The organism is Comamonas sp. F1-6, from assembly GCF_039581415.1.
GTDB classification, from domain to species: Bacteria; Pseudomonadota; Gammaproteobacteria; order Burkholderiales; family Burkholderiaceae_C; genus Comamonas; species Comamonas thiooxydans.
This window is the reverse complement of record NZ_JBCPWN010000019.1, coordinates 1-13,084: the sequence shown is the minus strand read 5'-3', so window position 1 is coordinate 13,084 and position 13,084 is coordinate 1. Positions and strand designations below refer to the sequence as shown.

12 protein-coding genes and 1 pseudogene are annotated in these 13,084 nt (G+C 61.7%); 5 read left to right on the top strand and 8 right to left on the bottom strand.

Annotated elements, in window-relative coordinates:
• Positions 1–11 precede the first annotated feature (11 nt).
• On the top strand, positions 12–1,118 hold the full coding sequence (locus AAIL66_RS17875) for an ornithine cyclodeaminase (RefSeq protein ID WP_034354445.1): 1,107 nt from the start codon (positions 12–14) through the stop codon (positions 1,116–1,118).
• Positions 1,119–1,131: 13 nt separating this feature from the next.
• Positions 1,132–2,085, top strand: a complete 954-nt coding sequence (gene rocF, locus AAIL66_RS17870; protein WP_343497348.1) for an arginase — start codon at positions 1,132–1,134, stop codon at positions 2,083–2,085.
• Between the two features lie 71 nt (positions 2,086–2,156).
• Here the strand turns inward: rocF and AAIL66_RS17865 are convergent, their stop codons facing one another.
• From AAIL66_RS17865 to AAIL66_RS17845, 5 genes are all read right to left on the bottom strand, one after another.
• A complete protein-coding gene (locus tag AAIL66_RS17865) occupies positions 2,157–2,894 on the bottom strand; it encodes an amino acid ABC transporter ATP-binding protein (protein WP_034354453.1) in 738 nt (245 codons plus the stop codon).
• A gap of 143 nt (positions 2,895–3,037) precedes the next feature.
• A complete protein-coding gene (locus AAIL66_RS17860) occupies positions 3,038–3,709 on the bottom strand; it encodes an amino acid ABC transporter permease (RefSeq protein WP_003068096.1) in 672 nt (223 codons plus the stop codon).
• A 1-nt stretch (position 3,710) separates the two neighbouring features.
• Positions 3,711–4,463, bottom strand: coding sequence for an amino acid ABC transporter permease (locus AAIL66_RS17855; RefSeq protein WP_003068095.1), 753 nt, complete (start codon positions 4,461–4,463; stop codon positions 3,711–3,713).
• Between the two features lie 113 nt (positions 4,464–4,576).
• Complete coding sequence (locus AAIL66_RS17850) at positions 4,577–5,476, bottom strand: transporter substrate-binding domain-containing protein (RefSeq protein WP_003051113.1); 900 nt, start codon at positions 5,474–5,476, stop codon at positions 4,577–4,579.
• 430 nt (positions 5,477–5,906) lie between these two features.
• Positions 5,907–6,857: a LysR substrate-binding domain-containing protein gene (locus AAIL66_RS17845; RefSeq protein WP_034354456.1), complete on the bottom strand. Its 951-nt coding sequence runs from the start codon at positions 6,855–6,857 to the stop codon at positions 5,907–5,909.
• 424 nt (positions 6,858–7,281) lie between these two features.
• Here AAIL66_RS17845 and AAIL66_RS17840 point away from each other — a divergent pair, with 424 nt between their 5' ends.
• The 3 genes from AAIL66_RS17840 (at position 7,282) to AAIL66_RS17830 (ending at position 10,361) form a co-directional block, all read left to right on the top strand.
• Positions 7,282–7,845 carry a TRAP transporter small permease gene (locus AAIL66_RS17840; protein WP_003068089.1) on the top strand — a complete coding sequence of 188 codons (564 nt, stop codon included), beginning with the start codon at positions 7,282–7,284 and terminating at the stop codon, positions 7,843–7,845.
• Complete coding sequence (locus tag AAIL66_RS17835; RefSeq protein ID WP_034354459.1) at positions 7,842–9,140, top strand: TRAP transporter large permease; 1,299 nt, start codon at positions 7,842–7,844, stop codon at positions 9,138–9,140. Before AAIL66_RS17840 ends, AAIL66_RS17835 begins: the two co-directional genes overlap by 4 nt.
• A gap of 183 nt (positions 9,141–9,323) precedes the next feature.
• Positions 9,324–10,361 (top strand): DctP family TRAP transporter solute-binding subunit, encoded by a 1,038-nt coding sequence (locus AAIL66_RS17830; RefSeq protein WP_343497347.1) that lies wholly within the window; start codon positions 9,324–9,326, stop codon positions 10,359–10,361.
• Between the two features lie 257 nt (positions 10,362–10,618).
• On the opposite strand, the gene AAIL66_RS17825 is transcribed toward AAIL66_RS17830, so the two are convergent.
• The 3 genes and pseudogenes from AAIL66_RS17825 to AAIL66_RS17815 form a co-directional block, all read right to left on the bottom strand.
• Entirely contained in the window at positions 10,619–11,560 is a 942-nt protein-coding gene (locus AAIL66_RS17825) for a 2-hydroxyacid dehydrogenase (RefSeq protein ID WP_343497381.1), read from the bottom strand.
• Between the two features lie 94 nt (positions 11,561–11,654).
• The gene (locus tag AAIL66_RS17820; protein WP_343497346.1) at positions 11,655–12,623 is read right to left on the bottom strand and encodes a PDR/VanB family oxidoreductase; all 969 of its coding nucleotides are present in this window, start codon (positions 12,621–12,623) and stop codon (positions 11,655–11,657) included.
• Positions 12,624–12,653: 30 nt separating this feature from the next.
• Positions 12,654–13,084, bottom strand: a pseudogene (locus tag AAIL66_RS17815) (aromatic ring-hydroxylating dioxygenase subunit alpha); the annotation flags it as partial.

Here is a 13,084-nt window from a genome sequence, read left to right as displayed (position 1 = left end):
GAGGAGGTCTTATGTCTGTTCCTCAAGCTCTGGCCGGCACACCATTGCGCACCGACTTTCTCAGCGCCAGCGACGCAGCCCGGCTGGTCGCGCGCGTCGGCATCACCCAGGTGCTGCGCCTGATCAGCCAAGCCCTGGAGGCCGACTTCGGCCGCTGGCAGGACTTCGACAAAAGCGCGCGTACCGCAGCCCATTCCGCCAGCGGCGTGATCGAGCTGATGCCGGTGGCAGATGCGCGAGACTACGCCTTCAAATACGTCAACGGCCACCCGCACAATCCGCGCCTGGGCCTTCCCACCGTGATGGCTTTCGGCGCGCTGGCCGATGTCGCCACCGGCATGCCGCGCTTTGTCAGCGAGCTGACGCTGACCACGGCCTTGCGCACCGCCGCCACATCCGCCATGGCCGCGCGCCATCTGGCGCGCGCCGGCAACCGCAGCATGGCGCTGATCGGCAATGGCTCGCAAAGCGAATTCCAGGCTCTGGCCTTCATGGAGTTGCTGGGCGTGCGCGAGCTGCGCCTGTTCGACATCGACCCTGCGGCCTCGCAAAAGCTGCTGCACAACCTGCAGCCGTTCCTGCCCGATTTTTCCGCTACGGCCATCGTCTGCACCAGCGTGCGAGACGCCGTGGCCGGCACGGACATCGTGACCACCGCCACCGCCGACAAGACCCGCGCCACCATCATCCCCGGGCATTTGCTGGAGCCCGGCATGCATATCAATGCCGTGGGCGGTGATTGCCCCGGCAAGACAGAGTTCGATGCCAGCGCCCTGCAGCGTGCGCAGGTCTTTGTCGAGTACGAGCCGCAGACGCGCATCGAGGGCGAGCTGCAACAGATGCCGGCCGACTTTGCCGTGACCGAGCTGTGGCGCGTGCTGCAGAAGCTGGCGCCGGGCCGGACATCGGACGCCCAGATCACCTTGTTCGACTCCGTTGGCTTCGCGCTGGAGGACTACTCGGCGCTGCGCACCATGCATAGCCTGGCGCAAGGCGCAGGCCTGCTGTCACAGATCGAGCTGGTGCCGGAGCTCGCCGACCCCAAGGATCTGTTTGCCATGGTGAGACAGGCAGCCAGTCCCCAGATCATCAATCTTGCGGCCCGTAAGACGGCCTGAAGCGGAGCGGCTCATGGCATACACATCGTCCACACTGATAGGTCTGCCCACCGATATCGGTGCCTCGCGCCTTGGCGCGGCCATGGGGCCCGATGCCCTGCGTGTGGCCCAGCTCGGTCCAGCGCTGCAACGGCTGGGGGTGCAGGTCAACGATCTGGGCAATCTGAGCGGCCCCGCCAACCCACGTGGCGCGCGCGATGCCCAGGGTCTGCGCAATCTGGCCGAATGCCTGAGCTGGAACCGGATCGCCCATGACGCAGTGCTGCAGGTGCTGCAGCAACACCGGCTGCCCATACTGCTGGGTGGCGACCATACGCTGGCCACAGGCTCCATCAGCGCCGTGGCCCGCCATTGCCGCGCCACGGGCAAGCAGCTGCGCGTGCTCTGGCTGGATGCCCATTCGGATTGCAACACCCCCGAAAGTTCGCCCACGGGCAATCTGCACGGCATGCCGGTTTCAAGCCTCTGCGGACTGGGACCGGCGGAACTGGCCTCGCTGTCGGGCACGACTCCCGCCCTGCCCGCCTCATCGTTCTGCCAGATCGGCCTGCGCAGCGTGGACGAGAGCGAAAAGCACATGATCCGAGAGCTGGGGCTGGAGGTCTACGACATGCGGGCCATCGACGAACTGGGCATGCGTGAAGTGATGCGCCGCGCCCTGGTCAGCCTGCTGGGACGCAACGACAGGGACATCCACCTGCATCTGAGCTTTGACGTGGACTTTCTCGATCCTGACATTGCTCCCGGCACCGGCACACCGGTACGCGGCGGCCCCACCTACCGCGAGGCCCAGCTGTGCATGGAAATGATTGCCGACTCCGGCCGTCTTGCCTCGCTGGACATTGTGGAGCTCAACCCGGCCCTGGACCTGCGCAACCAGACGGCGGAGCTGGTGGTGGACCTGGTGCAAAGCCTGTTTGGTCAAAGCACGCTGATGCGCGCCCCCCGCGGCGTGCTGCAATGCTGACCGGCAGTCCGGCCCGGCCGCCATGAAAAAAGGCGCTCCTGCGAGCGCCTTTTTGCGGCTTGCCTGCGGTATCAATGCTGCAGGATCTTGTTGAGGAATTCCTTGGTACGCGGCTGGCGGTTTTCGGGATGGCCGAAGAACTCTTCCTTGCTGCAGTCCTCCAGAATCTTGCCGCCCACGTCCATGAAGATCACACGGCTGGCCACCTTGCGCGCAAATCCCATTTCGTGGGTCACGCACATCATGGTCATGCCTTCATGGGCCAGGCCCATCATCACGTCCAGCACTTCGCCCACCATTTCGGGATCCAGTGCCGAAGTGGGTTCGTCGAACAGCATGACGATGGGATCCATGGACAGAGCGCGCGCAATGGCCACGCGCTGCTGCTGACCGCCGGAGAGCTGGCCGGGGAACTTGTCCTTGTGAGCGGTCAGGCCCACGCGGTCCAGCATCTTGAGGCCACGGGTCTTGGCGTCTGCAGCACTGCGGCCCAGCACCTTCATCTGTGCGATGGTCAGGTTCTCCGTCACCGACAGGTGGGGGAACAGCTCAAAGTGCTGGAACACCATGCCCACGCGGCTGCGCAGCTTGGGCAGATCGGTCTTGGGATCGTGCACTGCCGTGCCGTCCACAAAGATCTCGCCCTTCTGGAAAGGCTCCAGAGCATTGATGGTCTTGATCAGCGTGGACTTGCCGGAGCCCGAAGGGCCGCACACCACCACCACCTCGCCCTTGTTGATATTGGTGGAGCAATCGGACAGCACCTGAAAGCTGCCGTACCACTTGGAAACGTTCTTGAGTTCAATCATTTTTCACTCCGACTTTTGTCAGTGATCCATCGCAGCGCCTGCAGCGGGCTCGGTCAGGCCTGGGACGGCCAGCAAGGGCCGCCCCGCAGCCGAGGCCGTCGTCCCCCTTGAGGGGGAGGGCGCGAAGCGACTCAGGGGGTGTTTCATCGAATAATGGCAATCTTCTTGTGCAGACGCTTGACGAACCAAGACAGTGCAAAGCAGATCACAAAATAGGTCACGGCAGCCGCCAGATAGGATTCGATGGGTCGGCCGAAGTTCTTGCCGGCGATTTCGAAGCCCTTGAGCATGTCGTAGGCACCGATCGCATAGACCAGCGAGGTATCCTGAAACAGGATGATGGTCTGGGTCAGCAGCACGGGCAGCATGTTGCGGAAGGCCTGAGGCAGCACCACCAAACGCATGTTCTGACCATAGGTCATGCCCAGCGCCTGACCGGCAAACACCTGTCCACGTGGAATGGACTGGATGCCGGCGCGCATGATTTCAGAGAAATATGCTGCTTCGAACGCCACAAAGGTGATGATGGCCGAAGTCTCCGCGCCGATGGGCTTGCCGATCAGCATGGGCATCAGCAGGAAGAACCACAGGATCACCATCACCAGCGGGATGGAGCGCATGCCGTTGACATAGATGGTGGCAGGCAGGTCCAGCCACTTCTTGCCCGACAGGCGCATCAGCGCCAGCAAGGTGCCGAAGAAGATGCCGCCCAGCGTGGCGATCACGGTCAAGGACACGCTGAAATACAGCCCCTTCAGCACAAAGTTGCTGAACAGGTCCCACGAGAAAAACGACCAGTCGAGGTTGAGATTCATATCAGTGGCCTCCACCGCTGGCTGCAATCAGGCCGGGCACGCGAGAACGCTTCTCGATGAAGGCCATGATGCGGTTGATGATGAAGGCAGAAATCACATACAGACCTGTCACAGCCATATAAATTTCGACGCCACGAGCAGTCTCTTCCTGGGCCTGCATGGCGAACATGGTCAGTTCGGCCACGGACACGGCAAACGCCACGGACGAGTTCTTGAACACGTTCATGGCCTCGCTGGTCAGCGGCGGAATGATGATGCGAAACGCCATCGGCAGCAGCACATAGCGGTAGGTCTGGAAGGTTGTGAAACCTACTGCCATGCCGGCGTAGCGCTGGCCCCGCGGCAAAGCCTGAATACCGGAGCGCACCTGCTCGGCAATACGGGCAGAGGTGAAGAAACCGATCGCAAACACCACCAGCACAAAGCCCGGCAGGGACTTCATTGCGGGGAAGATAGCCGGAACCACGTGGTACCAGATGAACACCTGGACCAGCAAGGGAATATTGCGGAACAGCTCCACCCAGGCATTGCCCAGGCGCACTATCCACGGACGATCGGGCAAGGTACGCAAGGTACCGATGACTGCGCCCAGCACCAGAGCGATGACCAGCGACAGCAATGCCACCGACACGGTCCAGCCCCAGGCCGACATCATCCAATCCAGATAGGTGATGTCACCGTTCTTGCCAAAACAACTCTGCCCGACCTCTTGGGTAATGGTGTCCTGACAGAACACCTGCCAATCCCAACTCATACGAGCACCTCTTTCATTCTTGGTTTATGAGGGCAAACGCTCACACCGGCCCTCGCAACAAAAAAGCCCCTTCTAACCGCTTGGCAGAAGGGGCGGTACACCTATAGGCGGGATTACTTGACTTCGTAAGCTTCCATGGGCTTGTCGTTGGGGTGAGCCCACGCATCCTTGGTCGCTGCCGACAGTGGCAGACCCACCTTCACGTTGTTGGGAGGAATGGGCTGCAGGAACCACTTGTCGTACAGCTTGGTCAGAGAACCATCCTTGATCTGACGCACGATGGATTCGTCCACAGCCTTCTTGAAGGCGGGATCGTCCTTGCGCATCATGCAGGCGATGGGTTCCACCGACAGCACTTCACCCACGATCTTGTAATCGTTGGGAGCCTTGGACTTGGAGATATTGGCAGCCAGGATGGAGCCGTCCATGATGAAGGCATCGGCGCGGCCGGTTTCCAGCATCAGGAAGCTGTCGGCGTGGTCCTTGCCCATGACTTCCTTGAAGGTCAGGCCGTCGGCGCGCTTGTTCTTGCGCAGGGTCTGCACGGAAGTCGTACCCGTCGTGGTCACGATGGTCTTGCCGTTCAGGTCCTTGATGCCGGTGATGCCGGAGTTGGCACGGGTGGCAATGCGCACTTCTTCCACATAAGTGGTAAAGGCAAAGGCTGCATCCTTCTGACGAGCCGTGTTGTTGGTGGTGGAGCCGCACTCGATGTCCACGGTGCCGTTCTGCACCAGAGGAATACGGTTTTGCGAGGTCACGGGCTGGTACTTCACTTCCAGCGCTGTCAGGCCCAGTTGCTTCTGGATGTCCTTGAGAATGCGCTCACCCATTTCGGTATGGAAGCCTACATATTTGCCATTGCCCAGCGTATAGCCCAGGCCGGACGATTCACGCACGCCCAGAGTGACGCTGCCGGTGGACTTGATCTTGGCCAAGGTGTCATTGGCCTGGGCAAACACGGTGCCAGTTGCCAGTGCGGTTACGGCGATGGCCAACAAATGCTTCTTCATACGGATCTCCTATTGGTAAGGACCAAAAACGCTTGCCACTCCTTAACGCATCGCCCTTTGTGAGGGTGGACAGGTTGCGTTAACAAATGTACTGCACACATTGTGCAGTCATGAAGATGGCTGAAATGCAATCATTTCTAAGACTTTTCCCGTAGGTGATTCAGGAAGGCAACCACCTACTTACCGCCTCAATCTTGTGTTGCAAAGCAGCACCTCTTTTTGTGCAAGCTGCGAACTCTAATGCTTTCGTGATTTCACAAGCCAATGCCGATGGCAAAAATCCTTATGCGCAACTTGCATATTCAGTATTAACCCGATGCATAACATTAGGGTTTTCACCAGTAAAACACCTGAAATCACGGCAAGCTGGTCACACAAGCAAAAAAAGGGCCAACTGGCCCTTTTGGAAGAAAAGCAACACTCGATCAGGTTACACAGCCTTGACCTCGCCACCCGCAATCTCGCCCTGCTCCTTGAGGAAGTTCCAGAGCGCGGCAGCTCCTCCCTGAGGGGCATCGCCCGTGGGTTTTTCCCGATAGGCCCGCACTTCCATGTCCATCTGAAAACCGGTCACACCTTCCGGCACTGCACGCACCAGTCGACCGGACTCCAGATCGCCGCGTACCGCGCTGTAGGGCAGAAAGGCCACGCCATGACCTTCCAGTGCCATGGCCTTGAGGCCTTCGGCCATATCGGTTTCATAGACGCGCTCGAGGTGCACGGCCTCGGCCGCCTCCTTGAGGATCAGCTCCGTCACCCGCCCCAGATAAGCGCCAGCGGCATAGCCAAGGTATGGCAAGGGCTGGCCCTGGCGGCCGGGCAGGGCAAAGATGGGATTGCCGTTCTCGTCCGGCTTGGAGTACGGAGCCAGCACCTCATGCCCCAGGCTCACCATCTCATAGCGCGAAGGGTCCAGCTGGAAGGGCTGAGAAGAGTGGTAGTAGGCAATCAGCAGATCGCAGCCACCTTCCACGAGACGCATCACCGCATCATGCACATTGAGTGCGAACAGACGGCTGCGGAAGGGGCCGAACTTCTCGTGCACGGCCGACACCCAGTTCGGGAAGAACGTGAACGCCAGCGTATGCGGCACGGCAAAGCCCACCATGCCCTTGCCCGCACTGACGTGGGCACGCAACATGGTGCGGGTGCTCTGCAGGGACTGCAGTATCTCCAGCGCCTGCTCGTACATGGTCTTGCCTGCTGGCGTCAGTCGCGTCGGATACGAGCTTCTGTCGACCAGATCCGTGCCCGCCCAGGCCTCCAGCGCCTGGATGCGGCGCGAGAACGCAGGCTGCGTAACGTGGCGCAGCTGGGCCGAGCGGCTGAAACTGCGGGTTTCAGCAAGGCTGACAAAATCTTCAAGCCATTTGGTTTCCATAGACTCTCATTATCCGCTGCCCTGCACCAAAGCTGTGCAACGGAGGTAATCCTTGTTGGCTAGTAAACGGGACAAAACACAGACTCGACGATGAGCCATGCCTTGGTCGCCAGACCCTAGGGTAATGCCTGCCGCCGGACGTAAGCCCTGCGACATAGATACCTTGATAATATTTGTTCACATCTATCCGGTGTGTCTACTCGCTCCAAGCCATCCCGGCGCACAACGCCGTGAAGGTCAAGGAACAACATAAGGACTTACGCAAACAAGAATGCAACGCGGCCTGCCTCCTGAGGCAATCGTCTTGCCGGAACCCGTTTTGCGTAAGTCGTGAACATAAGGGCATTCTCATCGAGTGCGCGCGGATCACGCCATTCAGGCGAGCTGCCCTGACTCCTGTGTGTTTTTCTGACTTTCCGCGTTCATGTCCTCCACTCCTCCCGAGACCGATGGTGCAGCCGATGCCGGCGCGCGCCCGGACGAGCCTCGTTCCCTGCGCATTGAAGACTGGCTGACCGTGATCATCATGGCCGCTCTGGCCCTGATCACCTTTGCCAATGTGCTGGTGCGCTACTTCACCAACTCCTCCTTCGCCTGGACCGAGGAAATCTCGGTCTTTCTGATGATCTTGCTGGCCCTGGTCGCAGGCTCTGCCGCCGTGGCGCGCAATCAGCATATCCGCATCGAGTTTTTCTCGGACAGCGGCTCCGTCCAGCGCCGCAAGGCACTGGCCCGGTTCGGCTCTCTGATGGTGGCATTGCTGTTTGCCATCATTGCCGTGCTCAGCGTGCGCGTGGTCTGGGACGACTTCCGTTTCGAGGAGACCTCGCCCGGCATCGGCCTGCCCCAATGGTGGTATTCGATCTGGCTGCCCGTGGTCTCGGCACTGATCACTGCACGCGCCATCGGCCTGTTCATCCGCCAGGGCAAGCCCGGCGCCTTCCCTGACGAACCCGTGGAAAAAGACCACAGCAAGGAGATCGCATGATCGCCACCTTGCTGTTCGTGGCCTTTCTGGGCCTGATGTTCATCGGCGTGCCCATAGGCGCCGCCCTCGGTCTGGCCGGTGCGGCCGCGATTGCCCTGGCCAATGCCGATACACAGTGGTTCGGTCTGCTGGCCGTGCCGCAGAATTTCTATGCCGGGCTGGGCAAATATCCGCTGCTGGCCATTCCCATGTTCGTGCTCGTGGGCTCCATCTTCGATCGCTCGGGCGTTGCCTTGAGGCTGGTGAACTTTGCCGTGGCCATCGTGGGCCGCGGCCCCGGCATGCTGCCGCTGGTGGCGATTGCTGTAGCCATGTTCCTGGGCGGGATCTCCGGCTCCGGACCGGCCAATGCAGCGGCCGTGGGCGGCGTGATGATTGCCGCCATGAGCCGCGCCGGTTATCCCAAGAGCTTCTCCGCCAGCGTGGTCGGAGCAGCCGCAGCAACGGACATTCTGATTCCGCCTTCGGTGGCCTTCATCATCTACTCGGTGCTGGTGCCCGGTGCTTCGGTGCCGGCCCTGTTCGCAGCCGGCATGATTCCCGGCGTGCTGGCGGGTATCGCGCTCATCATTCCCGCCGTGTGGATGTCGCGCAAGCACAAGATGGGTGCGCTCGAAGCCTCCATGCCCCGCCCGCCGTTCTGGAAAAGCCTGCGCGAGGCCTCCTGGGGCCTGGCCGCTCCGGTGCTGATCCTGGGCGGCATGCGCATGGGCTGGTTCACCCCCACCGAAGCCGCCGTGGTTGCCGTGTTCTACGGACTGTTCGTGGGCATGGTGATTCACCGCACCATCGGCCTGCGCGACCTGTTTCCGATTCTGCGCGAAGCGGGCGAGCTGTCGGCCGTGATCCTGCTGGTGGTGTCGCTGGCCGGCATTTTTGCCTTCTCGCTGTCCACCCTGGGCGTGATCGATCCCGTGGCTAATGCCATCGTGAATTCCGGTCTCGGCGAATACGGCGTGCTGGGCCTGCTGATCCTGCTGCTGATCACCGTGGGCATGTTCCTCGACGGCATCTCGATCTTCCTGATCTTTGTGCCGCTGCTGCTGCCCATCATGAACCACTACCAGTGGGACCCCGTCTGGTTTGGCGTGATCCTCACGCTCAAGGTGGCACTGGGCCAGTTCACACCGCCGCTGGCCGTGAACCTGATGGTCAGCTGCCGCATTGCGGGCGTGCGCATGGAGTCCACCGTGCGCTGGGTAGGCTGGATGCTGCTGTCCATGTTCGCCGTGATGATTCTGGTCATTGCCTTCCCGCAGCTGGCGCTCTGGCTGCCCGCAAGACTTGGCTATTGACCCCCTGAGCGGCTATGCCTAGGCGGCCCCACCACTTCCCCCCTCTCTCGCTTCGCGGGAGGGGGGCGGCGCGGCCAGCTTCGGCCCTTGCGCGGTGTCCGCTGAGATGGGCCGTATTGATTCCATGTGCAATGCATCCAACAAGCAAAGCATTTTTTCGTTTCTAAAAGGGAGACAAACCAAATGAAACTTCGTACCTTCCTCGCATCCGCCGTGGCCACTGCCGCCGCTCTGGCCTTTGCATCGCCCATGGCCATGGCACAGACCAAGTACAAGAGCGAATACCGCATGTCTCTGGTGCTGGGCACGGCCTTCCCCTGGGGCAAGGGCGGTGAGTTGTGGGCCGACAAGGTGCGCGAACGCACCCAGGGCCGCATCAACATCAAGCTCTACCCCGGCACCTCGCTGGTGCAGGGCGACCAGACGCGCGAGTTCTCCGCACTGCGCCAGGGCGTGATCGACATGGCCGTGGGCTCGACCATCAACTGGTCGCCCCAGGTCAAGTCGCTGAACCTGTTCTCCATGCCCTTTCTCTTCCCCAACTTCAAGGCCGTGGATGCCGTGACCCAGGGCGAAGTGGGCCAGGAAATCTTCAAGACCCTGGAAAAAGGCGGTGTCGTGCCTCTGGCCTGGGGTGAGAACGGCTACCGCGAAATCTCCAACTCCAAGCACGCCATCAAGACGCCTGCCGACCTCAAGGGCATGAAGATCCGCGTCGTGGGCTCGCCCCTGTTCCTGGACACCTTCACGGCCCTGGGCGCCAATCCCACGCAGATGAGCTGGGCCGATGCCCAGCCCGCCATGGCCAGCGGCGCCGTGGACGGCCAGGAGAACCCCATCGGCGTGTACATGGCGGCCAAGCTGCAGTCCGTGGGCCAGAAGCATCTGACCATGTGGGGCTATATGAACGATCCGCTGATCTTTGTGGTGAACAAGGACATCTGGAACAGCTGGACACCGACTGACCAGGCCATCGTCAAGCAAGCCGCGCTGGATGCCGCCAAGGAAGAAATCGCCATTGCACGCAAGGGCCTGGTCGAAGCCGACAAGCCCCTGCTCAAGGACCTGGCCGGCCTGGGCGTGACCGTGACCACGCCTAACGCTGCCGAGCGCGAAGCCTTTGTGAAGGCCACGCGCCCCGTATTCGACAAGTGGAAGAGCCAGATCGGCGCACCGCTGGTCGACAAGGCCGAAAAGGCCATTGCCGCCAGCCAGAAATAAGCTCCCCCTGAGCCGCTACGCCTAGGCGGCCCCGCGGCTTCCCCCTGAGGGGAACGGAGCCTTCGCCGCGAGGCGGCGGGGCCGCGCCAGCTTCATGACGCCGCAGATAGTAAAAATCCCCGCACGGCTTGCCGTGGCGGGGATTTTTATTGCTATGAATATCAAAGCTACAAGCGCTTGATATAAGGAATTTTCAATGCCAGATCGTATTGAAATACAACAACATCAAGCGCAAGAAGCTTTCAATTCAATAGCACTCAGATGGGCGAGACCAAGGGCTTGCCATCCAGATGGCAGCGCATATTGGCGATGAAGCGATCCACCGAGTTCTGCACCGCCTCGGGCGACCAGCCGCCCACATGAGGCGTCAGCACCACGGCGTCTAGATCGATGAGTTCCTGCGGCGGCAACGGCTCGCTTTCGTAGACATCCAGCCCGGCACCGGCCAGACGGCCTGCACGCACGGCGTCGGCCAGCGCCTGGGTATCGACCACCGAGCCGCGTGCGATATTCACCAGCACGCCTTTCTCGCCCAGTGCCTCGAGCACCTCGGCATTGATCAGATGGCGCGTGCCAGTGCCTCCGGGCGTGGCCACCAGCAGCACATCGGCCCAGGCAGCCAGCGCCAGCAGATCGTCGAAGTACTGGTGCTCGACTCCCTCGCGGGGCTTGCGGTTGTGATAGCCAACGGGCATATCGAACGCGGCCGCTCGCCTGGCGATCTTGGCGCCAATCTGGCCCAGCCCCACGATGCCCAGGCGCTTGCCCGAGACATTGGCCGGCAGCGGCAGGGCCGAGCGCCAGATGCCGGCACGCGTGGCCTTGTCCAGCTTGACGATGCCGCGCACTGCGGCGATCAGCAGACCCATGGCGTGGTCGGCCACGCAGTCGTCATTGGTCCCCACGCCGTTGCCGACGGCAATCCCGTGCGCCTTGGCATAGGCCACGTCGATGTTCTCGTAACCCGCGCCCATGGCGCAGACCAGAGAAAGCCCGGGCATGCGCTGCATCTGCGCGGCCGACAGGCCCGTCGCGCCAATCGTGCACACGCATTGCACGCGAGCACCGTGGGCGGCGATTGCGGCCTCGGCCTGATCGGCCTCGGGCGCATAGATCACATCAAAGTCGGCAAAGGTCTGCTCCATCTGCTGCAGATGGGCGGGGACCTGGAGGTTCAGAACTAGCAGGGCTGGCTTCATGGCGGGAACGCGGCGCTTTTCATGGAAAACGCCTATTTTGAGCAGGCTGCGCCAGCCCTGCCCGCGCATGGTCAAAGCCTGCCCGATCCGCTTCTCACAGATCCAGCACCAGACGGCCAGACCTGGCACGCGAGCAGCAAGGCAGGAACTGGTCATTGGCCGCCTGCTCGTCTTCGGTCAGATACATATCGCGGTGATCGGGCTGACCCGAGATGACGCGTGTCAGGCAGGTGCCGCAGACGCCCTGCTCGCACGAGGTCTGAACGCAGACGCCGATGGACTCCAGCGCCTGCACCACGGTCTGCGCAGGCGTGACGCGCACTACCTGGCCACTGCTGGCGACTTCCACCTCGAAGCTCTCGTCGTCGTCGCGGTGCTCCACTTCGGCGGCAAAGAACTCGTAGTGCAGCTGTTCGGCAGGCCAGCCCGCCTCTCGCGCCGTGTCGAGCACGGCGTCCATGAAGCCCTTGGGTCCGCACACATACAGATGCTGGCCCTGCTCTCTTTGCTGCAGCAATTCGCTCAATCCCAGCGAAGACTTTCCATTCACGTCATCCACATGGATCTGCGCCTTGTCAGCCCATTGCGCAGTCTCGATGGTCTGGGCAAACGCCATGCGCTCGCGCGAGCGGCCGCAGTAGTGCAGTGCGAAATCCGCACCGTCGCTCGCCAGCTTGCGCGCCATCGCCAGAATCGGCGTGATGCCTATGCCGCCTGCCAGCAGCAGGTGTTTGCGGGCCGGCGCATGCAGCTCGAAATGGTTGCGCGGCAGGCTGATGGTGATCTGCTGGCCGGCCTGCAGCTGTTCGTGCACGGCCGCCGAGCCACCGCGCGAGGCGGGCTCGCGCAGCACGGCAATCACATAGCGATCCAGCTCGGCGGGATCGTTGCTCAGCGAATACTGGCGCACCAGCCCGCCAGGCAGGTGCACATCGATGTGCGAGCCGGCACTGAACGGCGCCAGGCTGGCGCCTTCCAGAGCCCGCAATTCCAGGCTGCAGATACCGGCTGCCTGCTCCTGCTTGTGCGCAATGCGCACCTCGAACGTGGTTTCAGTCTTCATCTCGGGTACTTCTCTTTTGCTTGTGCGTCGCTAGGCCACCGCCTGCGAGGCTTGCGCGCCGGCCTGGCGCAAGCGCTCGATCACGCGCCGTGCGCGATTGGGACCCACATCCACGTGGATATCCACCACGGCGCGTGAACCAAAGCGCTGCTGGTTGCGGAACTGGGCTTCGATGACCACCTTGTCTTCTTCGAAAGTGGCCGCCGTCTGATCGATCACCAGCTGTGTCGTGTCCTGCATCTGCGGATGCGGATTGGTCGCAATCGTCCAGAAGTAATGCGCGCTGGTCTCCGTCTCCGGCGTCACGCCGTGAAAGCCGCGCATATGAAATCCTTCGCGCTCCGGGTTGTCCAGTCTGTCCTGGCCGGCATCCATGGCACCGGTCCAGATACGCACATGCGAGGGATGAAACTCCACTTCCTGCCAGCGGTCGATGCGGCTCTGAAAAGGCCAGGCCTGTA

What these genes read in the sequence shown, in the direction of transcription:
- AAIL66_RS17875 (WP_034354445.1), top strand. Translation starts at nt 12, where the DNA reads ATGTCTGTTCCTCAAGCTCTGGCCGGCACACCATTGCGCACCGACTTT.
- rocF (WP_343497348.1), top strand. Translation starts at nt 1,132, where the DNA reads ATGGCATACACATCGTCCACACTGATAGGTCTGCCCACCGATATCGGT.
- AAIL66_RS17865 (WP_034354453.1), bottom strand. Translation starts at nt 2,894, where the DNA reads ATGATTGAACTCAAGAACGTTTCCAAGTGGTACGGCAGCTTTCAGGTG.
- AAIL66_RS17860 (WP_003068096.1), bottom strand. Translation starts at nt 3,709, where the DNA reads ATGAATCTCAACCTCGACTGGTCGTTTTTCTCGTGGGACCTGTTCAGC.
- AAIL66_RS17855 (WP_003068095.1), bottom strand. Translation starts at nt 4,463, where the DNA reads ATGAGTTGGGATTGGCAGGTGTTCTGTCAGGACACCATTACCCAAGAG.
- AAIL66_RS17850 (WP_003051113.1), bottom strand. Translation starts at nt 5,476, where the DNA reads ATGAAGAAGCATTTGTTGGCCATCGCCGTAACCGCACTGGCAACTGGC.
- AAIL66_RS17845 (WP_034354456.1), bottom strand. Translation starts at nt 6,857, where the DNA reads ATGGAAACCAAATGGCTTGAAGATTTTGTCAGCCTTGCTGAAACCCGC.
- AAIL66_RS17840 (WP_003068089.1), top strand. Translation starts at nt 7,282, where the DNA reads ATGTCCTCCACTCCTCCCGAGACCGATGGTGCAGCCGATGCCGGCGCG.
- AAIL66_RS17835 (WP_034354459.1), top strand. Translation starts at nt 7,842, where the DNA reads ATGATCGCCACCTTGCTGTTCGTGGCCTTTCTGGGCCTGATGTTCATC.
- AAIL66_RS17830 (WP_343497347.1), top strand. Translation starts at nt 9,324, where the DNA reads ATGAAACTTCGTACCTTCCTCGCATCCGCCGTGGCCACTGCCGCCGCT.
- AAIL66_RS17825 (WP_343497381.1), bottom strand. Translation starts at nt 11,560, where the DNA reads ATGAAGCCAGCCCTGCTAGTTCTGAACCTCCAGGTCCCCGCCCATCTG.
- AAIL66_RS17820 (WP_343497346.1), bottom strand. Translation starts at nt 12,623, where the DNA reads ATGAAGACTGAAACCACGTTCGAGGTGCGCATTGCGCACAAGCAGGAG.